Genomic DNA, 19,587 nt, shown 5'->3' with positions numbered 1-19,587 from the left:
TTGCTTCGTTTTCCACCCTGATCGAACCCCGAAACCATGGTTCTACTTCTCTGGAAAAATCTGTTTCCAGTCGGTCTTCATGCTCACCACCGTCCAGTGGTTGATCGCCGCGGCATCGAGTGCGAGGTCGAGGCGGCCGAAATCAGTGTCGCGGTCGTAGGCATATTCGCGCTCAGCATCGGTGTGATGAACGATCAGGCCGAAACGTGCGCCGTCGGTGAGCGTCGTCCACTGCAGCATTTCCAGATCGCCGTCCGAGTTGCCGAACGCGGCGATTGGCCTGCGGCCGATATGCTCCTGGATGCCGACCGGCTTGCCGCTCTTGTCGTCGATGAAGTTGACCTGAGGCAACCGAAACAGGTTCGGCGCGCCGTCCTTCATTTCGAATTGCGTCTTGATCGACGACCCCACCACCTGCTCCGCCGGAATGCCATAGACCTTTTCCGTCCAGGGTCGCATGAATTCGATGCCGCCGCCGGAAACGATGAAGGTTTTGAAGCCGTTGGCGCGCAGATAGGCGAGAAGTTCTAGCATCGGCTGATAGACCAACTCGGTATAAGGCTTTTTGAAGCGCGGGTCGCGCGCGGTGGCTATCCAGTCGGTTACGATCTTCTGGAACTGTTCGGTGGTCATGCCGGCGTGGGTCGCCATGATGAGTTCGAGCAGGCCCTTTTCGCCGGCGGCCGTAAGCGCCTTCATGTCGCCTTCGAGCACGGCCTGAAACGGCTGGGTGGTCGCCCATTCGGGATGACTTGGCGCCTCGGCTTTTACACGGTCGAGCGCGAAGGCGAGTTGCACATACATCGGATGTTCGACCCACAGCGTGCCGTCATTGTCGAACACCGCGATGCGTTCGGGCTCCGGCACGAAGTCCGGCGAACCCTCCTTGCTCACCTTCTCGACGAACTCGACGATCGCAGCCTTCGGCGCGGTGTCGTTCCAAGACGGCAGCGGGTCGGACTGGGCAAGGGCGGCCGCGGGAGCGACGAGCAAAGCAGCGGCCGCGAGAATGGCACGACGGGTCAGTCTGAGAAGATCATGCTTCACGAACATATCGCGCTCCTTTCTTGTAAATCTCGATTCGTATCGGGGTCTACGACGACCGGCTCGTGGCCGTGGAACCGGCGGGCGCCCCTTGCGAGCCGCCCGCCACGAGTCATCCCGTTACTTGACCAATGCTGCCCTTGCCGCCTCGATCTGCGCCTTGACAGCGTCGAGGTTGAAGCTCGCGCCCTTCTGCATGGGCGGGAACTCAATGGCCGTCTGGGCCAGCTTGCCCACTTCCTGCTGAACAAACACGAAGCGCCAGAACTGGTACATAAACCATTCGTTGAAGTAACCTTGGGCGCCGTCCAGCGTTCCGTTTGCCGGAGTGCCCAGACGTTCGAAGGGATCGAGGCGAAGGTTGGTGATCGACGGTGCGTCGACGTGATCCTTGGCTCCAAGCCAGCCGTTCGGTTGCTCGATGAAGCGGTACTTGTAGTCATCGATGCGCACCGCGCCCAGCGTGCTTTCGCCGAAGTAGAAGATCTCGTGCCGGGCAGACGGACCCTTGCCGGTGATGAGGTCCATCTGGTTGTAGCCGTCGAGATAGTTCTTGTAGGTGCGGTCGCCGATCTGCTTTCCTTTAAGCAGTTCGGCCTTGATGTTGGGGTTACCTGCGGCGGCCACGAACGTAGGCAGCCAGTCGAGCCCGGACATGATGCCGTTCTCCACCTTGCCTGCTGCGATCTTGCCCGGCCAGCGAATGAAGGCCGGCACACGGAAGCCGCCTTCGTAGATCGTGCCCTTCTGCCCCCGGTACGGCGTGTTGCCGCCATCAGGCCATGTGAAGGTCTCGGTGCCATTGTCGGTGGTGAACATGACGATGGTGTTGTCATCAACGCCAAGGTCCTTGAGCTTCTGCATCACCAGGCCGACGTCATCGTCGAGCTGAGCCATGCCGGCTTCCTGCAGCGACCAGCCGTTCTCCGAGTTGCGCAATGCTTCATACTTGGGCGAAAGATGGGTGATAACGTGCATGCGCGTGGGATTGAGCCACAAGAAGAAAGGCTTGTTGTCGGCCTTGGCTTTCTCCACGAACTTCAAGGCTTTGTCGCGGATCTCGTCGTCCACTGTTTCCATGCGTTCGGGATAAAGAGTGCCGGCGTCTTCGATCTTCTGCTTGCCGACCTTGCCCCAGCGTGGGTCGACGGTCGCGTCGTCGGTCGTCGTCGCCCAAGTGTGGAGCATGTTGCGCGGCCCCACCTTGTCAAGCAGGTCCTGCGGATAGTTCGGGTGTGCAGGGTCTTCCATGGCGTCGAGGTGATAGAGGTAACCGAAGAACTCGTCGAAGCCGTGGACGGTCGGCAGGAACTCGTTCAAATCGCCAAGGTGGTTCTTTCCGAACTGGCCGGTGGTGTAGCCCATGTCCTTCAGGGCAGTCGCGAGAGTCATCGCTTCGGCCGGCAGACCGGTGGTGGCGCCGGCCTGCCCGACGGTGGTCATGCCGGTGCGAATTGGAAGCTCGCCGGTGATAAAGTTCGCCCGGCCAGCCGTGCAGCTCGCCTCGGCATAGTAGTCGGTGAAGAGCATGCCCTCGGCGGCGATCTTGTCGAGGTTGGGCGTGCGGCCCGCCATCACGCCGCGGTGATAGGCGCCGATGTTCCACATGCCGATGTCGTCGCCCATGATGACGACGATGTTCGGTTTTTGCGCGTCCTGCGCATAGGCAACCGATGCCATACCGCCGCAAAGCGCAATTGCGGTCACCCAGGTTGCGATGCCGTAACTCGGAATTCCAGGTCTCATGTTCAGCTCCTCCTGCTGGAAATCTCGGCAACCGCCCGAATTGGAACGATTCCGCGCCCGTGCGCCCCTTGCTTGATCAGTCAGCACACAAGGCTGACGCTACGGTAAATCCGAGCAACGCTTGATGATATTGTCCTTTGGGGAAGTCGATCGGACCGTGCGCCTGTTGGGTGGCGCGCAGCCGGGCTCACGCACGACCGGACGCCCTGGGGCGTCCGGCATTGGCGGGTGCGTCAGTCGTGACCTGTCTTCATGCTGCGGACTTGCGCCATCACTTGCTCCAGATTGTAGCTTGCAGGGTCCTGGAGAATGCACGACGGTATCGACCGAAACGTCTTCAGGGAGTGTCGTATGATTTCTGTTCGCGTTGCATCGACCGCCGCGGCGATTGTTCTGACCGCAGCCTTGGCAGGGCCATCGCAGGCCGAGGACAACGCCGAGGATCTCGCCAAGAAGCTCTCCAATCCGATCGCCTCGCTGATCAGCGTGCCATTCCAGTTCAACTGGGACCAGGGCTATGGTCCCAACGACGGCGACAAGGGCTATGTCAACATCCAACCGGTCATCCCGTTCTCGCTCAACGACAACTGGAACCTCATCTCGCGCACCATCCTGCCCATCACCTACCAGAACGATATTGCCGGGCCCTCCGGCAATCAGTTCGGCCTTGGCGACATCACCCAGAGCCTGTTCTTCTCGCCCAAGAAACCGACCGCAAACGGCATCATCTGGGGCGTCGGACCGGCCTTTCTCATTCCGACGGCGACCGACGACTTGCTCGGCAGCGAAAAATGGGGAGCGGGTCCGACCGCCGTTGTGCTGAAGCAAATCGGCCCCTGGACGGTCGGCATGCTGGCCAACCACATCTGGTCGTTCGCCGGCGACGGCGCCGACGTCAATTCCACCTTCCTGCAGCCCTTCGTCTCGTACACGACGAAGGACGCCTGGACCTTCTCGCTGAACACCGAGAGCACCTACAATTGGGAAGCGCGCCAGTGGTCGGTTCCGATCAACTTCCAGGTCGCGAAACTTATACGCATCGACAAGCAACCTATCAGCCTATTCGCAGGCGTGCGGTATTGGGCGGAAAGCCCTGACAGCGGACCGGACGGTTTCGGCGTGCGCACGGGAATTACGCTGCTGTTTCCGAAGTAGGGCGGCCGTGCAAGCGGACGTTGCAGGGTCTGCCGTTGATCGTTCGCTTCTGGCGCTACTTGCTCGTTCCGATCGACGAGACGAATGGCAAGGTTTGACCTTAAGCGGTCCCTGCCGTGGTGGAATTCGATGTCGTCTCTCTTGGCGGAGCGGACTTGCCTGACGGCGTGACCACAGCAGCGTTCGGTTCGGCTTTCCACAGGACGCTTGGCGTTGACGATGGGGAGGATGCCTCCGTCATTGACGTGGTGCAACAAGGGCATACTGCGACATGCCGATGCGCCTTGCTGTATATCGGGACCAGAGCCGGCCTTTCATCCTTCCGGGCCAGGCAGCCCGTCAGAGGCGCCGTGACCCGAACCTGCCAGAGACTGCCGCCTCGCGAACCGCAGGACCACGCCCAACGATGCAGCGATCGGTATCGCCAACAACAATCCGATGAAGCCGAACAGCCATCCAAAGGCGAACAACGCAAACATCATCCAGACTGGGTTGAGTTTGACGCGACGACCGATGATGCGCGGCGACAGCACATAGTCGGCAAGCATTTCTCCGACGATGAAGATGCCCGCCACAACAGCGACGGGTGCCCAATTCGGCCAGAACTGGGCCATGGCAACGCACACCGACACCAAGATACCGGTGGCGGCCCCGAGGTAGGGTATGAAACTGATGAGGCCTGCCGCGATGCCGATCAAAATGGCATGGTTGAGCCCAGTCACCTTCAGGGCTGTCGCATAAAGCGCGGCGAGAACGAGACAGATGACGATCTGCCCACGCACGAAGCCGGCGACCGTATCGTGGATCTCGCGCCCAAGCGCCCGAATATCGTCGCGGTGCGCCGGGGGAAGCCAGCCATCGACCGTCGCAATCATTCGTTGCCAGTCAATTGCGAGATAGATGGCGATGATCGGCGTGACGATGAGCAACGAGAGAAGGGAGAACAAGGCCCGTCCGCCCGACCATAGCGAGCGAAGGAAGTCATCGAGCCAGGCGCTGCCCATCGTCCTCGCGACATCGGCGGAGGATTGCTCGATATGAAGCTCGTCGCCCATGACACTGTGCAGCCAAGGCCCGCTTGCATCGGTCACCAGCGACTGGAGTCGTGTGACGTAGCGGGGAAATTCCTCAACAAAAAATCTGACCTCGCCGATGATGGCCGGGAGCATCACCAGGAGGAAGGCGAGAAAACCCGCAACCAGCGGCAGAAAAACGGCCATAGCTGCAAACGAACGACCAATCCCGAACCGCTCCAACCAGTCGACTGCCGGAACGAGCAGATAGGCGAGCAATGCACCGACGACGAACGGCAGCAGGATTTGGCGTAACAGCACCAACGCAACCAAAGCGACCACAGAGACCACAATCCAGAAAGTGGCTGGTTGCGCAATTCTCATCGAGTTTCTCCGCTCGTTCGGTTGCGAGCTCAACTGCCGGCTTAGCTGCCTCCCAGCGCACTGATCCTCGAACCCAAGCGAGAGTTGCGATGGTACAGATCCTATTTCAATTTTCTATCAAGCTGGCGAACGCGATCTCACCATCGGTAACGTAATGATTGACCTTTCCGGTCTGCAAACGTGAACCACATTGGTGCAACGCGATATCCCCGATCACTCGCTTTGCTCTCAACTCACCCACTATGTGGTCGCGCTCGGCATTCGTATCCGAATCGGTAGCATGTGTAACTTGGAACGTCAGCCAGGTCAGAGAAAATCCGGTATCTCTGGTGCCCGCCCCAACCCATAGTACGCGCTCGTCGGCCGACGGTTTGTCCGTATTGAACCAGAAGCTCGCTGCGCTCATATCCTCCCCGGAATGGTCGAGGCTGAGAGCCCAAAAACGGATGTGATGGCGCTTGCGCGGGCTGTTATCGATGGGCTGCTGGAACCCAATGTCCTGCGGTCGCCCAAAGAGATACAGAGTGCTGAAAGGCGCGGTGGGATAGGCAGAGTTCAGCAGAAACGCTCGTATCATCCGCCACGAACTTGCCATTCCCAAACGGTCGGCCGTGGACCAACCCGCTGTTGCAAAGGCTTCGCAGAGTTGTTGAAGAGTGCCGATGAGGACGAGATTTACAGGATCGCCGGGCAGACCATCTCCGGTGATTGTGTACCTAGGGATGAGTTTGCGATGAAGAACCTTCAGGCCCATTCGGACCACGTTTGGCAAAATAACATAGGCGGCCAAGCCGTACGTAAGACTCACTGCCAGGAGCCATGGAAGTCTGTGGTCCGCAGTATCGAAAACGACGAAGACTATCAGCCAAACGCTGACTACGCCCAGAAAGAAAACCAGGATCCTCTGGCAAAAGCGCGTCAGCAATCTCAAAATACTTTCTCCCGTCTAGCGCCGGATGAGCTCTCTCCTGGGTGGGTCTTCTGGCGGCCCCGCTTGCCCAGATCATTTCTGGCCCTTTTCCGCGTGTTGGCGTCAGCCGTTTCGATGATCGGGGAGTCTCTCTATCGGTTTCCTTATTCCGCATTACCCGACGTCAAACTATTGGGAGGTTCGTCCAAGCGATATTGTCCTTTGGGGAACCACTAGCTGACCCGGGAGGAGACGACAGCGCGCAAAATCGGTACGGCGCACCGGACCCACCGAAAGGCTCGATGCGGCCAGCAACTGCCGCTGTCGTGAAACGGTGACCACTTTGAGGCTCTTCTATAGCTGGACTTGCGCGCATTTGCGGCTCCCCCGATGACACTGTCTGGCTAACCTGTTAGTAGTTCCCGGCTTTCGGATGCAAAGGGATGCTCAGAATGGTGCGCGATCTGAAGGTTCGATCGCGTCGCCCCGTCCAAAGTACGGTCTTAGTTTTTTCGTTTTTCTGTTTGCGATCTTTCTGAGCGAGACAGTTGCGCTGGGGGAGATCGTCGCCGCGCGTGCTCATCCTCCATCCCTACGACGAAAGGCTTCCCGCGACGGTCATTGTCGGAGAGACAGCAGGAAATCGATTGCTGGAAGCGACAGCAGGCAAGATCGATCTGTTCTCGGAATTTCTCGATCTGTCCAGATTCCCCGAGAAGCCCCACATCGACCGCATGGCGCGATATCTCGCCGAGAAGTACGCGGATCACCGCCCCGATGTGATCATCGCTGTCGGCGAGGCAGCGACCAGCTTCATTGTCAACCATCGCGACAGGATCGCCCCAGAGGCGAAGATAATCTTTTGCTGTTACGACAGCGTTTCGAAAATGAACTTACCCAGCGATGTGGTCGGGGTTTTCAGCGAATTAGACATCACGAAAATACTCGAAATGGCTCGAGGCCTCCAGCCAAACGCAAGGCATCTTTTCATCATCGGGGGATCGTCAATCGCGTATGAACCCATGCAACCGATCGTTCACATCGTCGATGACGACAAGTCGTTTCGCACAGCGGTCGGACGGGTAATGTAGGCCTCGGGCTTCCGGGTCGCCTCTTAGGGGTCGGGCGACGAAAATTCTGACACGTCTGCCAAGCTCCAAACCCGGATGCATTCAGCCCATGCGCAGGCAAAAGGGTGGCGCTTCCCCTTAGGACAATATGCGCGGTCCTGTCTTGGACCTAGGATAGGGTCGATTGGAGTGCGCATTTCTGCGCTGGCTGAGGAAGGCACAAATTGGAACGTGCCCCACGCACCGTGGCTGTCGTGGAAGACGATCCCAGCATGCGCAGGAGCGTCGAGCGACTACTGAACGCACATGGTTTCGTGACGGAGGGATATGCGTCGGCCGAAGCCTTTCTCCACCGTGACACCAAGAGCCGGATCGGCTGCCTGGTGCTCGATATCCATCTTCGCGGCATGTCAGGCATCGAACTACGGCACCGATTGAAAAGCGCTGGTTCCAAGCTCCCGGTTGTCTTCATCACTGCGGTTGATGACAAGGCACTCGAACTGCAGGGCGCCCAGGCAGATTGCGTCGCCTATCTGCACAAGCCATTCCCGGCCGTCTTGTTGATCGACGCTGTCAACAAGGCACTGGGAGCGGCGCCAACCGATTGAACGGCTGAAGGCGTTCTTGATGTCCTTTGAGGCAATTCCGCTTGGATGTCCTCAGTTGGCACGACCTGCTCGTTCCGGCACACAAGGTCACTTCCAACAGCGACCACCGTCAAAGGACGCGTCCAACACCACGGTAATGGGGGGGTCAGGCCATATCATTTGGATGCTTAACACGGGTTTAGGCTCGTCAAGCAATAGCCAAACCCCTGATCTCGTAGCAACTATGTCGTAGTAGCTGCCGCCCACATCGTAAGGAGAGTAACGCAAGGCATTAGCGTCACCTTCGACAGTGATGGCGACCGGCATCCTGCCTTCCCAACTACACCGGAACTGCATTGCTGCTTCCGCACCCGAAGGCACGAGGAGTACCCCCAATGCAAACAATCCAGTGAGTGCCGGTCTCATCTTCAAGCGCCCTCCCAACGGTTGCCGGCAGCTTACATCATCTGCGACGATCAAGGGGGGAGAACTTGGCAATTGGTTACTTGATTGGGAAGTCGAGATGAGCCGCATCTAGCGGCTCTCGCGGGGTTGATCATTTGCTGCCAATCGTCGCGCGACCACAGCACCACGGAAATCCGGGAGGTCTTCCGTGGGTTCATGCAGTGTACGAAAGCCCCGTTCTTCGAGCTTGGTTACACCTGCCCGGTCATTTTCATCACTGCCGTCGATGATGACGCGCGAAAACCGCAGGCGACCCAACTGGGTTGCGTCGCCTATCTGCACAAGCCGTTCCCAGCCGCCTTGTAGAATCCGACCCTCCAGTGTGACGCCGGACAACTCGATATCGTCGGCGGCGGCATGGGGGCTTGGTCTGTAAACACTGACATCAATTTTTCACTGCGGTCCCCTTGACTGAGTGTCGCCCAGCGACGGCGCGACCTGGGTCGATGCGCCGGCCGGCGTTCGTGGTAACTATTCGCTCACGCCCAACGTCTATCTGACGGGCTGGGGTTGGTGCAGGCGGCGCCAATGTCGACTGGGATATCACAGCCGCACTTGGTTACCGCATCAACGACCGCTTTTCGGCTGTTGCCAGCTATCGTGCGCTCGGCGTCAACCACAACAATGACGGCTTCATCTTTGATGCCGTCCAGGAAGGCAGGGGGGCAGGCCGAGCAAACGGGCGAACCGGCCGATTGACGGTACCAGCGAGCTGCGCAGTTCTTTTGTCCGGGTGGGCGCGGTGCGAAAAAGCGGGTCTATGGGTAAAGCCGGGGTTGACCGGTCGCGTCAAGCAGCTACGCGGCTTTTGCAAGTGTTTCATGTCGCGCCCATGTCGCATGGACCTGCCGACAGCTTCTGTAAGTCATTGAAAATAAACGGTAGCCAATTGCAACATGATGCGACATGAAAAGAGCAGCGGTGGCATTTAAAGCCGTTGATTTTATTGGTGATCCCGACAGGAATCGAACCTGTGACCTACAGATTAGGAATCTGCCGCTCTATCCTACTGAGCTACGGGACCACGCGGCCCGACACATAACCGCTTCGGACCGTTTCGCCAAGAGGCGCTCTGCACCCATGTCGTAAGCAGATGAGTTGTCCGGATTAGGTAGCACGTGAGTTGTCCGGTTTTATCACCAGCCAATGGAGGCTGGGGATGAATCGGGCGGCATGGCTACAGGATCGGAGAATGCAGAAGTTTCGAGACGTATTGAGCCGCTGGAATGGCGGCGATCTTTCGATGATGGAGGCAGGCGAGTTGCTGGGCATGTCGGAGCGGCAATTTCGCCGCTATCGCGACCGTTACGAAGAGGCTGGGGAAGCTGGGTTGCTCGATCGGCGTTTGGGCAAGATTTCGACGCGTCGGGTGCCTGCGGAAGCGATTGAGGAGATGCTGGAACTTTATCGTCATCGCTACCTCGGATGGAACGTGAAGCATTTCCATGAGCACCTGCTGCGCGATCACCATTTCAGCTGGGGCTACACCTTCATCAAGACGCAGCTTCATGCGGCGGGCCTGGTGGGACGGGCCAAGCGGCGCGGTGCTCACCGGCGCAAGCGGGAAAGGAAGCCGTGCGAGGGGATGATGCTGCACCAGGACGGCAGCCGGCATGCCTGGCTGGAAGGCCAGCCGATGCTGGACCTGATTGTGACGATGGACGACGCAACGAGCACGCTCTATTCGGCCTTTCTGATCGAGGAGGAAGGCACGGCGTCGAGCTTTCAGGGACTTCTGGAGACCTTTGTCGCCAAGGGGCTGCCGTCGAGCTTCTACACCGATCGCGGCAGCCATTATTTCGTGACGCTCAAGGCCGGCGAGGCGGTCGACAAGAGCCGGCTGACCCAGGTCGGGCGGGCGCTGCGGCAGTTGGGCATCGAGTATATCCCCGGCCTATTCGCCTGAAGCCAGGGGCCGATCCGAGCGGATGTTCTCCACTTTGCAGGGTCGGCTGCCTAAGGAGCTGGCGCTGGCCGGCATTGCTGATATCCAGGCCGCCAACCACTTCATCGCACAGACCTACCTGGCGGCTCACAATGCCCGCTTCGCCAGGCCGCCCGCGGTCGAGGACAGCGCCTTTGTCGCCGCCGACCCGCAACAATTGGCCCAGATACTGTGCATCGAGGAGGAGCGCGTCGTGGCCCGCGACAACACGATCGCCTTCGCGCGCCTGCGACTGCAGCTGCCGCAGAGCCCGATCCGGCATCACTTCGTCAAAGCCACGGTCAAGATCAGGCAGTACCCGGATGGCACGCTCGCAATCTTCCACGGGCCGCGCCGCATCGCTCGATACATGCCCGACGGCGTCGCAATCCAAGACACTTGCCCCGTCAGGCAAGCCGCGTGAACCGCTTCGACGCAAACTGAAGCGGACAAGCGATGTGCTACCAAAACCGGACAACTTGATTAGCTACCGACAGAGGCGCTCTGCACCCAATCAACCGGTTTCGACAATGGCCGATGAAGCTAGCCGTCGAGCGGCTTTTGCTCTCAATTCGAAATTGCATCCTCGTCACCCTACGATTGAACCACGAGTGTGGGCCGCAAAGATGAGCCGGAAACAGCGGAACTTCGGACCACCGCCGCGCTTTAGTGTGCCGAAGGAGAAGCCGCATGAGTGCTACGAAAGAGTTCTTTGAAACCTGGCTCCAGGAGAACGTCGGTAACCTGCCCGCGGAAAGCGAAGTGAGCGTGGCCGTCCTGGTTCAGCAATTCGAGCAGGATGCCGACGCGGCCGGCTATGGTCACGAGGTGCGCGAAGACGAGATCGGCGACATCGAGGAGGCGATTGAGAAAGCTCTGAGCAAGGCCAGGACAGGCGAACAGCCGCCGGCCGCCGATCCGGCCGAAGAGAGTGATCTGGCGCCCGTCATGGAGGCGCTGGAGGTCGACGACCCGAAGAGCGGGCCGTAGCGATCAGGCAACATCGTTGGTAGCCGACCAGCGGTTGCGGCTCTCCCCTTCCACTCTACATGACCCGGCATGATAGATGCCAAACACATCACACTCGGCGTTGTGATCGGCGTGGCTATCGGCGTCGCGTTGGACAATATTATTGCGGGTATCGGAATCGGCATCGCCCTGGGCATTGCCTTGGACCTTGCGCGGAAGCCGTCCGGTCGGAAGTGACGATCGGAGCATCGCCACGTCCCGGGCCCGACCGCCTTGTAGCCATCCCAAATCGCAGCGCACCCCTCGGATCAAGCCGCAGGGTGGGTTCTATGGGCGATGCATCAGGCGGCCAGCGCCGTCTCCGCGAGCTTCACCCAGTAGCTCATGCCGTGCGGGATGACCTCGTCGTTGAAGTCGTAGGCAGGGTTGTGGAGACCGGCGGTGTCGCCATTGCCGATGAAGATGAAGGCGCCAGGGCGCGCTTCCAGCATGTAGGAGAAATCCTCGCCGCCCATCACCGGCTGGATGGCGCGGTGCACCTGTGCCTCGCCGGCGATATCAGCGGCGACATCGCTGGCAAAGACCGTCTCCTCCGGATGGTTGAAGGTGACGGGGTAATTGGCTTTGTAATCGACCTCGATCGTTGCGCCGAAGGCCGCGCCCACGCCCTCGCAGATGGCGCGCAGGCGCTGCTCAGCCTTCCTGGCGACCTCCTTCTTCAGCGTGCGCACGGTGCCGGCGATCTCGGCGCTCTCGGGTATGACATTGTAGGCGTCGCCGGCGTGGAATTTCGTCACCGACACCACGACAGCCTCGACCGGATCGGTGCTGCGCGATGCGATCGTCTGCAGAGCGCCGACGAGCTGGCTGGTGATGACGATCGGGTCGATGGTGCCGTGCGGCATCGCCGCATGCCCGCCTCGGCCCTTGACGGTGATGGTGAATTCGGCGGTCGCCGCCATGATCGGGCCCGGCTTGATGGCGAATTGTCCGACCGGCAGGCCCGGCATGTTGTGCATGCCGAACACCTTGGAGATGCCGAAGCGCTCCATCATGCCGTCCTTGACCATCTCGTTGCCGCCGCCGCCGCCTTCTTCGGCCGGCTGGAAGATCACCGCGACGGAGCCGGCGAAATTGCGCGTCTCGGCAAGATATTTGGCGGCACCGAGCAGCATCGCGGTGTGGCCGTCATGGCCGCAGGCGTGCATCTTGCCCGGAATGGTCGAGGCGTAGGGTTTCCCGGTGATCTCGTTGAGCGGCAGCGCATCCATGTCGGCGCGCAGGCCGATGCTCGTGCCTTCGCCCAGGCGGCCGCGGATGATGCCGACGACACCGGTCTTGCCGAGGCCGGTCACCACGTCGTCGCAGCCGAAAGCCCGCAGCTTCTCGGTGACGAAGGCGGCGGTCTCGAAGACGTCGAAATTCAGCTCTGGCGTCTGGTGCAGATGGCGGCGCCAGCCGGCGACCTCGTCTTGCATTTCGGCGGCGCGGTTCAGGATCGGCATGATGTTCCATCTCGCTGTTGGAGCAGACGGATTCAGCCTGCTGCTTTGCAATTGTGCCTGCTGTTTTAGAATTGTCATTCAGGCACTTTGCCATCTTGACGTCACATAGGCTAAATAGCACCGCAACATAGTGATCCGGATAGAGGGCCGGATCACCATGCTGGCGATCGCGTAACAAATCTTACGGAGCCAGAGGCGACTGCGGCAAGAGGCGATTTCGGATTCCACCATGCGGTACAGGCAATTCCTCAAACTATTGCTGGCGGGCGCCGTGGCGCTTCCGGCGCTGGCCGGTCCGGCTCTCGCCAATCCGACGATCGTGTTCGACCTGGAGAATGGCAAGATCCTCCAGCACCAGGATGCTTTCAAGCGCTGGTATCCTGCCTCGCTGACCAAGCTGATGACCGCCTATGTGACGTTCCGCGCGATCGCCGCGGGCGAGGTCGGGCTCGATTCGCCGATCAAGGTCACGAAACGTTCCGCCAGCGAGCCGCCGAGCAAGATGGGCTTCAAGCCGGGCTCGGTCATGCGGCTCGATAACGCGCTGAAGATGATGCTGGTCAAGTCGGCCAACGATGTCGCCATGGCCGTCGGCGAGAACATCGGCGGTTCGCAGGCCGCTTTCGCCGAACGCATGAACACCGAGGCGCGCCGGCTCGGCATGACCGGAACGCATTTCGTCAACCCGAACGGGCTGTTTTCGCCGGACCAGTATACGACGGCGCGCGACCTCGGCTTGCTGGTGATGGCGATCCGCACGGAATTTCCGCAATATGCCCCATTGTTCTCGATCGAGGGCCTGGCCGTCGGCAAGAAGCAGATCCCGAACTACAATCTCCTGATCGGCCGCTATCCCGGCGCCGATGGCATGAAGACCGGTTTCGTCTGTCCCTCGGGCTTCAACATGATCGGCTCGGCTACACGCGACGGACGCACGCTGGTGGCGGTGGTGCTTGGCGAGAAGTCGGCCGTCACCCGGGCCGAGACCGTCGCCAGGCTGCTCGACCACGGCTTTGCCACGCCGACACCGGGCTGGCTGACGGTGGCGGCGCTGCCTTCCTATGGCGACACCACATCGGTCAACAACCTGAATGACGAGATTTGCAGGAAGAAGCCGGCTAAGGAGCAGTCGGAAGCTGTCGCCGTCGGCGATAAGAATGCGCCAAAATCTCCCTATCGAAAAAAACTCGATCACGCGCCGACATTGGTCGCAGTCGGCCTTGGCGGCGCCACCGGGCCGATACCGAAAGCCATGCTCGATGCATCGGGCCAGGAATATGCCGACGTGCCGCTGCCGAGCTGGCGGCCCGACCTGCCGCCGCCGCCCGGCGCCGAGCCGGCAGTGATCGGTTCCGCCACTGCGGCCCAGGAGCCCGCCAAGGCCGTGAACTAGTCTGATGAGCAGCGGCTTTCCCATCGCCGTCTCGGTGCTGACCGGTTTTCTCGGCGCCGGCAAGACGACGCTGCTCAACCGGCTGCTCAGGGATCCCGCGCTCGCCGACACCGCGGTCATCATCAACGAGTTCGGCGAGGTGGCGATCGACCATCTCCTGGTCGAACAGGCCTCCGACGGCATCATCCAGCTTTCCGACGGCTGTCTCTGCTGCACGGTGCGCGGCGAACTGGTCGACACGCTGGCCGATCTCGTCGACCGGCTGCAGACCGGCCGCATCGCCCGGCTTGCCCGCGTCGTCATCGAAACCACCGGCCTCGCCGATCCGGCGCCGGTGCTGCAGTCGATCATGGCCCATCCGGCGCTGGTCGAGGCCTTCCGGCTCGACGGGGTCATCACGCTGGTCGACGCGGTCAACGGCGATGCGACGCTCGACGCCCATGTCGAGGCCGTGAAGCAGGCGGCGGTCGCCGACCGCATCGTGCTGACGAAAGCCGATCTGGCCACCGATCCGCGCGACGTCGAGGCCTTGCGGGCGCGGCTGCGGCAGATCAATCCGGGTGCCGAGCTGCTCGATGCGGGTGACAGAAGGACCGATGCAGCGGCGCTGTTCGATTGCGGCCTCTACAACCCAGCCACCAAGTCCGCCGACGTGCGGCGCTGGCTGGGCGAGGAAGCCGCCCATGATCACCACCACCATAGTGACCATGACCACGGCGACCATGATCACGACCATCGGCACGATTCCCGCGTGCGCTCCTACTCGCTCGTTCATGACGGGCCGGTGCCGTTTTCGGCGATCGAGATGTTCCTCGACCTGTTGCGATCAGCACATGGCGAGCGCCTGTTGCGCATGAAGGGCGTCATCGAATTGCTGGAAGACCCGTCGCGACCGCTGGTCGTCCACGGCGTCCAGAAGATCCTGCATCCGCCGGCGCGGCTGCTGTCCTGGCCGGATGGCCAACGCGGCACAAGGCTGGTGCTGATCACGCTCGACATGCCGGAAGATTACGTCCGCCGGCTGTTTGCCGCCTTCACCAACCGGCCGTCGATCGACACACCGGACCGCGCGGCGCTGGAAAACAACCCGCTGGCCATCGCCGGGCGGTGAAGCGGCTGATCTCCCCCCCTCGAGGGGGAGATGGCAGGTTTTGGCAAAGAGGGCAGGCCAGAGGGGGTTGCCGCGCGTGAAGCGCCAACCTTTTCTTTCGTCACACATGGCGTCGCGCCAGCCGAGGCGACCCCCTCTGTCGCCTTCGGCGACATCTCCCCCTCGAGGGGAGATTATCCCGCTCAGCCGCCGCCGCGCTCGACGAGGAAGCGATGGCCGCCTGAGATCGCTGCCGTTTCGATCAATCGATGGCCGCTCTCGATGCAGAAGGCGGGAATGTCGATGACGGCGAGGGGGTCAGTGGTTTCGAGCCATAGCCGGCTGCCCGGCTGCATTGTGGCCAACCGCTTTCTTGCCTTGAGCACGGGCAACGGGCAGTTCAGGCCTTTGAGGTCGTAAACGGCGGCGGGGCTGGTTGAGCGCCTGTCTTCCTGGCCCCCATCTTCTTGTTCAGGCATGCAGCTCAGCCGCCGAACATGCCGAGCAGCTTCTTCTTCAGCCTTGTCGTCCTGCTTTCACCGGCATTCGCCGCCTGCGTTGCGGCCTGGGCGGCATCGGGGGACGACGCGATTGTCGCGGTAGCGACAGGCGCTTCGGCAGCGGCCCTGGCCTCCTCCTCTTCGGCCAGCGAATTAATTTTGGCCGTTTGCTTTTCGGCCAGAGCCTGAGCCCTGGCCGCCTCTTTCGCGGCCTTGGCCGCTTCTATCGCGGCAAGCCTTTGCTCCTCGGCCTTCTGCTTGGCGGCCTTCTCCGCGTCGAGCGCGGCCATCTTGCGGCCCGCCGGCGAATCGATGCGGCCCATGCGCGCCGTCGCCGTCAACGAGCCGTCGGTGTTGAGCGACGGCGGCTCGATCGGCACGCGTTCGCCACGGGCGCGCTTCTTCGACCACTCGGAAACGATGCTGGCTTCCTTGATCCCGGCGATGGTCGGCTTGGGCGCCGGCACGCTGGCCTTGACCGCGCCGTTGAAAGCGGCCTCGTAGGTGCTCTGGTAGGCATTGAAGGCGCTCTTCAGCGAATCCGGCTGCGTCGTCGCGGGGCAGGCGCCGGTCGGATCGAAGGTCTCGCCGTCAGGCGCGACCTGGTTGAAGACATAGCGCTTCTCGCAGACATCAACCTTCGGTGGCACTTTCGTGATCTCGAAATTGTCGTAGCCGACCTTCAGCATCTTCCAGAATTCGTAGTTCGGATCTTTGCGATAACGCGCCATGTTGGCGGCGGTCATGCGGAACGGAAAGGCCTGGATCTGGAACTCGGTCTGCCCGCCCTGGAAAGCGTCGCGGCCGAAGGCGTAGATTTGCTCGATCTGCGCGTCGGTCATCGAATAACAGCCCGACGACGAGCAGGCGCCATGGACCATCAGATGGGAACCGCTGCGGCCATTGGCGCGGTCGTAGGCGTTGGGATAGCCGATATTGAAGGCAAGGTGGTAGCTCGACCGCGGATTCATCTGCGCCGGACGGACCGTATAGAAGCCCTCCGGCGCCTGGCGGTCGCCTTCGGTGTATTTCGGACCCAGCTTGCCCGACCATTTGCAGATGTCGTAGCTGGCGACCAAGTCATAGCGGCCGTTGGTCTTGGCCTTCCAGATTTCGAGCTTGCCCTCTTCCTTGAAGATGCGGGCCATCACCGGCGAGGTGCGGGTCATGCCCTTGGCCTTCATGCTGGCCAGGATCTTGTCGGGCAACGGCTTGTTGGCGTGGGGGGCAAAATCCTTCATCGAAGAATCATTGCAGCCGGCGACGCCTATCGCGGCAATCACAAGTGCGGTGCGGGCAAGCTTGGCAAACATGGCTATGTCTTTTCTTTCGGACCGCAGGCATCAGGGCCGACAGGCCCAACCCTAAGCCCGTTAACCTTGAAAATTCCTTACCGCAAGCGCCGGGCCTTACTGCAATCCGATTGAAACGAATGCAGCGGCATTTTTGTGGCGAAGGTGCTCAATCTCGCCACATTGCGGCGCCGAAACCGTCCGGCGGTCCGTCCGATTGAAATTGGCCGGCCTGAATCCTCTTGTTTGACCATGCCTTTCTCGAAAACCGTACCAACTTTTTGCTGCCCTGACCCTTCGGTTCGGGATCATGGTCTAGAGGTTTCGCCCCATAGCCAGGTATTTCTCGCGGCGCTGCTCACGAAAATCGGTGTTGGCGCCGGAGAATTCCTTCATCGTTTTCGCAATGAGATCGCCGGTGGCGGCAATCACCGTTTCCGGGCCACGATGGGCGCCGCCGAGCGGTTCGGGAACGATGGCGTCGATGATCTTCAGCTCCAGCAGATCCTGGGCGGTGATCTTCATGTTGGTCGCCGCATCCTTCGAGCGGGTGGTGTCGCGCCACAGGATCGAGGCGGCGCCCTCCGGCGAGATCACCGAATAGATGGCGTGTTCGAGCATGTAGACGCGGTTGGCGGTGGCGATCGCGATGGCACCGCCCGAGCCGCCTTCGCCGATGACCACCGAGATCGACGGCACCTTCAGGCGAAGACAGGCCGAGGTCGAGCGGGCGATGGCTTCAGCCTGGCCGCGCTCCTCGGCATTGACGCCGGGATAGGCGCCGGCCGTGTCGACCAGCGTCAGCAACGGGATATTGAAGCGGTCGGCGAGTTCCATCAGCCGCACCGCCTTGCGATACCCCTCCGGCCGCACCGAGCCGAAATTGTGCCTCAGCCGGCTGGCTGTGTCCGAGCCCTTTTCCTGGCCGATGATCGCCACCGGCTCGCCGCGGAAGCGGGCGAAGCCGCCGACGATCGCCTGGTCCTCGCCGAAATTGCGGTCGCCGGCAAGCGGCGTGAAATCGTTGAACAGGCCCATGATGTAGTCGACGCAATGCGGCCTGTCCGGATGGCGCGCCACCTGCACCTTCTGCCACGGGGTCAGTGCCCTATAAGTGTCGCGCAATGCGTCGCGCACGCGTTTCTCGAGACGGCTGATCTCATCGCCGACATCGACCGCCTCGCCATTCTCGGCGAGCTTCTTCAACTCGAGGATCTTGCCTTCGAGATCGGCGACCGGCTTTTCGAAATCGAGGTAATTGTACATTCTTGAGCGGACCGATAAGCCGGGAGGCAATGACTGACGGAACCTGGGAAATAGAGGCTCCGGGCGGTGGAACGTCGTCCTCACATAGCGACATGACGCCTAGTCGGCAAGCGGATGATGATCGTTGACCAGCCGCACCAGCCGCTCCTCCAGCACATGTGTGTAAATCTGCGTCGTTGAAATATCGGCATGGCCAAGCAACTGCTGCACGGCCCTGAGATCGGCGCCGTTCTGCAAGAGATGGCTGGCAAAAGCATGGCGCAGCACATGCGGCGATATTTTCGCCGAGGCGATGCCGGCTCGCGCGGCAAGGCCCTTCAGGTCGCGGGCGAAGACCTGCCTGGAGAGATAGCCGCTGTCGCTTGCCGCCGGAAACAGGAACGGGCTATCGGCCAAAGCCGGCACCGTTGCCCGGGCAGCGAGCCAGGCCCGCATGGCCACGCGCGCCTTTGCCGACAGCGGCACCATGCGTTCCTTGTCACCCTTGCCGTGCACCATGAAGAAACGATCGTCGCGCCGCGCCACCGTCACCGGCAAGCCGACCAGTTCGGAAACCCGCAGGCCGGTGGCGTAGAGCACCTCGACCAGCGCATGCAGACGCAGCGCCGCCAGGCCGTCGCCATCGTTCAGCGAGGCGTCAGCTGCCTCCTGGGCTGCACAGTCGATCAGCCGGCCGGTGTCGGCCTCGCTCATCGTCTTCGGCAGCGGCCGGCCCTTCTTCGGACTGTCCAGGGTTCCGGTCGGGTCGTCGCCGCGCAGACCCTCGGCGTAGAGGAACTTGAAGAACTGGCGCATCGCCGACAGCTTGCGTGCCTGCGAGGTGGCGGCAAAACCGCGTGCGGCTATCTCGTCGAGATAGTTGCGGATATCGGCAGCGGCGGCACCAGCGAGCCCGCCGTCGATCTCGGCTGACGCGTCTTCGAGGTCGCGGCGATAGCTGGAAAGCGTGTTTTCGGCAGCGCCGCGCTCGGCGCTCATCATTTCCAGAAAGGCTTCGATGCGGGCCGCGCTGTTCATTGGCTTGGGTCAGTTTTTTTGGGATTCAGCTTTTCGGGAGGGATGCGCACGCTCATTTCGGCCTTTCTCGGCTCGACGAACATCGCCAGAGCGAACATCGCGCCATAGACAATGCCGGCCAGAATCGTGAGCGTCACGACAAAGCGGAACAGTGTCGGCATCAATTCTCGCCCGTCTTGTTGTTCTGCGGTTCCAAACCCTGTGTCCTTATGAGACGCCAATCCGGCCAATTCAAGGGCGAAGCTCGGACGACGCGC

The 19,587-nt window shown here is 61.1% G+C and carries 19 protein-coding genes, 1 tRNA gene and 2 pseudogenes; 10 read left to right on the top strand and 12 right to left on the bottom strand.

What is annotated here, in order from left to right:
• Positions 1-42: 42 nt before the first annotated feature.
• Positions 43-1,053 (bottom strand): HAD family hydrolase, encoded by a 1,011-nt coding sequence (locus tag BQ8794_RS03275; RefSeq protein ID WP_077373034.1) that lies wholly within the window; start codon positions 1,051-1,053, stop codon positions 43-45.
• 111 nt (positions 1,054-1,164) lie between these two features.
• Positions 1,165-2,724 (bottom strand): arylsulfatase, encoded by a 1,560-nt coding sequence (locus tag BQ8794_RS03270; protein ID WP_244554845.1) that lies wholly within the window; start codon positions 2,722-2,724, stop codon positions 1,165-1,167.
• Positions 2,725-3,141: 417 nt separating this feature from the next.
• Here BQ8794_RS03270 and BQ8794_RS03265 point away from each other — a divergent pair, with 417 nt between their 5' ends.
• Positions 3,142-3,945, top strand: coding sequence for a hypothetical protein (locus tag BQ8794_RS03265; protein ID WP_077373027.1), 804 nt, complete (start codon positions 3,142-3,144; stop codon positions 3,943-3,945).
• A gap of 314 nt (positions 3,946-4,259) precedes the next feature.
• Here the strand turns inward: BQ8794_RS03265 and BQ8794_RS03260 are convergent, their stop codons facing one another.
• Together BQ8794_RS03260 and BQ8794_RS03255 are read right to left on the bottom strand one after the other, a co-directional pair.
• Positions 4,260-5,342, bottom strand: a complete 1,083-nt coding sequence (locus BQ8794_RS03260) for an AI-2E family transporter (protein ID WP_077373024.1) — start codon at positions 5,340-5,342, stop codon at positions 4,260-4,262.
• 106 nt (positions 5,343-5,448) lie between these two features.
• Entirely contained in the window at positions 5,449-6,273 is an 825-nt protein-coding gene (locus BQ8794_RS03255; RefSeq protein ID WP_077373022.1) for an LssY C-terminal domain-containing protein, read from the bottom strand.
• A gap of 527 nt (positions 6,274-6,800) precedes the next feature.
• Between BQ8794_RS03255 and BQ8794_RS36200 the strand changes: the two are divergent.
• Both BQ8794_RS36200 and BQ8794_RS03245 read left to right on the top strand, forming a co-directional pair.
• A pseudogene (locus BQ8794_RS36200) lies at positions 6,801-7,259 on the top strand (sensor histidine kinase); the annotation flags it as partial.
• A 335-nt stretch (positions 7,260-7,594) separates the two neighbouring features.
• Positions 7,595-7,930: a response regulator transcription factor gene (locus BQ8794_RS03245; RefSeq protein WP_077373347.1), complete on the top strand. Its 336-nt coding sequence runs from the start codon at positions 7,595-7,597 to the stop codon at positions 7,928-7,930.
• 513 nt (positions 7,931-8,443) lie between these two features.
• Here BQ8794_RS03245 and BQ8794_RS35445 read toward each other — a convergent pair.
• Positions 8,444-8,710, bottom strand: coding sequence for a hypothetical protein (locus BQ8794_RS35445; protein WP_167378608.1), 267 nt, complete (start codon positions 8,708-8,710; stop codon positions 8,444-8,446).
• On the opposite strand from BQ8794_RS35445, the pseudogene BQ8794_RS36195 reads away from it, so the two are divergent.
• Positions 8,690-9,033: pseudogene (locus BQ8794_RS36195) on the top strand (hypothetical protein); the annotation flags it as partial. The gene BQ8794_RS35445 and the pseudogene BQ8794_RS36195 overlap by 21 nt on opposite strands.
• Positions 9,034-9,321: 288 nt before the next feature.
• Here BQ8794_RS36195 and BQ8794_RS03230 read toward each other — a convergent pair.
• Positions 9,322-9,398: transfer RNA gene (locus tag BQ8794_RS03230), tRNA-Arg, on the bottom strand.
• 168 nt (positions 9,399-9,566) lie between these two features.
• Between BQ8794_RS03230 and BQ8794_RS03225 the strand changes: the two genes are divergently transcribed.
• From BQ8794_RS03225 to BQ8794_RS35440, 4 genes are all read left to right on the top strand, one after another.
• Positions 9,567-10,280 (top strand): helix-turn-helix domain-containing protein, encoded by a 714-nt coding sequence (locus BQ8794_RS03225; RefSeq protein ID WP_167378607.1) that lies wholly within the window; start codon positions 9,567-9,569, stop codon positions 10,278-10,280.
• A 22-nt stretch (positions 10,281-10,302) separates the two neighbouring features.
• Complete coding sequence (locus BQ8794_RS35995) at positions 10,303-10,722, top strand: hypothetical protein (RefSeq protein WP_210189805.1); 420 nt, start codon at positions 10,303-10,305, stop codon at positions 10,720-10,722.
• 266 nt (positions 10,723-10,988) lie between these two features.
• The gene (locus tag BQ8794_RS03215; protein ID WP_077373007.1) at positions 10,989-11,288 is read left to right on the top strand and encodes a DUF768 domain-containing protein; all 300 of its coding nucleotides are present in this window, start codon (positions 10,989-10,991) and stop codon (positions 11,286-11,288) included.
• Between the two features lie 69 nt (positions 11,289-11,357).
• On the top strand, positions 11,358-11,504 hold the full coding sequence (locus BQ8794_RS35440; RefSeq protein ID WP_167378606.1) for a glycine zipper domain-containing protein: 147 nt from the start codon (positions 11,358-11,360) through the stop codon (positions 11,502-11,504).
• Between the two features lie 104 nt (positions 11,505-11,608).
• Here the strand turns inward: BQ8794_RS35440 and BQ8794_RS03210 are convergent, their stop codons facing one another.
• The gene (locus BQ8794_RS03210) at positions 11,609-12,772 is read right to left on the bottom strand and encodes a M20 aminoacylase family protein (protein ID WP_077373004.1); all 1,164 of its coding nucleotides are present in this window, start codon (positions 12,770-12,772) and stop codon (positions 11,609-11,611) included.
• Positions 12,773-13,001: 229 nt separating this feature from the next.
• Between BQ8794_RS03210 and BQ8794_RS03205 the strand changes: the two genes are divergently transcribed.
• Positions 13,002-14,165, top strand: a complete 1,164-nt coding sequence (locus BQ8794_RS03205; protein WP_077373001.1) for a D-alanyl-D-alanine carboxypeptidase family protein — start codon at positions 13,002-13,004, stop codon at positions 14,163-14,165.
• A gap of 4 nt (positions 14,166-14,169) precedes the next feature.
• Positions 14,170-15,276, top strand: coding sequence for a CobW family GTP-binding protein (locus tag BQ8794_RS03200; RefSeq protein WP_077372998.1), 1,107 nt, complete (start codon positions 14,170-14,172; stop codon positions 15,274-15,276).
• A gap of 182 nt (positions 15,277-15,458) precedes the next feature.
• On the opposite strand, the gene BQ8794_RS03195 is transcribed toward BQ8794_RS03200, so the two are convergent.
• The 5 genes from BQ8794_RS03195 to BQ8794_RS03175 all read right to left on the bottom strand — a co-directional run bounded on the left by BQ8794_RS03195 (position 15,459) and on the right by BQ8794_RS03175 (position 19,491).
• Positions 15,459-15,734: a sulfurtransferase TusA family protein gene (locus tag BQ8794_RS03195; RefSeq protein ID WP_077372995.1), complete on the bottom strand. Its 276-nt coding sequence runs from the start codon at positions 15,732-15,734 to the stop codon at positions 15,459-15,461.
• 5 nt (positions 15,735-15,739) lie between these two features.
• A complete protein-coding gene (locus BQ8794_RS03190; RefSeq protein WP_077372992.1) occupies positions 15,740-17,068 on the bottom strand; it encodes a L,D-transpeptidase family protein in 1,329 nt (442 codons plus the stop codon).
• A 294-nt stretch (positions 17,069-17,362) separates the two neighbouring features.
• Complete coding sequence (locus BQ8794_RS03185; protein WP_077372989.1) at positions 17,363-18,313, bottom strand: acetyl-CoA carboxylase carboxyltransferase subunit alpha; 951 nt, start codon at positions 18,311-18,313, stop codon at positions 17,363-17,365.
• A gap of 99 nt (positions 18,314-18,412) precedes the next feature.
• Positions 18,413-19,330 carry a site-specific tyrosine recombinase XerD gene (locus BQ8794_RS03180; RefSeq protein WP_077372986.1) on the bottom strand — a complete coding sequence of 306 codons (918 nt, stop codon included), beginning with the start codon at positions 19,328-19,330 and terminating at the stop codon, positions 18,413-18,415.
• On the bottom strand, positions 19,327-19,491 hold the full coding sequence (locus tag BQ8794_RS03175) for a histidine kinase (RefSeq protein WP_077372983.1): 165 nt from the start codon (positions 19,489-19,491) through the stop codon (positions 19,327-19,329). The genes BQ8794_RS03180 and BQ8794_RS03175 overlap by 4 nt, the downstream gene beginning before the upstream one ends.
• Positions 19,492-19,587 lie beyond the last annotated feature (96 nt).

Origin of the sequence: Mesorhizobium prunaredense (genome assembly GCF_900156895.1) — a bacterium.
In the GTDB taxonomy this organism is placed as follows: domain Bacteria; phylum Pseudomonadota; class Alphaproteobacteria; order Rhizobiales; family Rhizobiaceae; genus Mesorhizobium; species Mesorhizobium prunaredense.
This window is presented reverse-complemented; position numbering and strand designations above follow the sequence as displayed.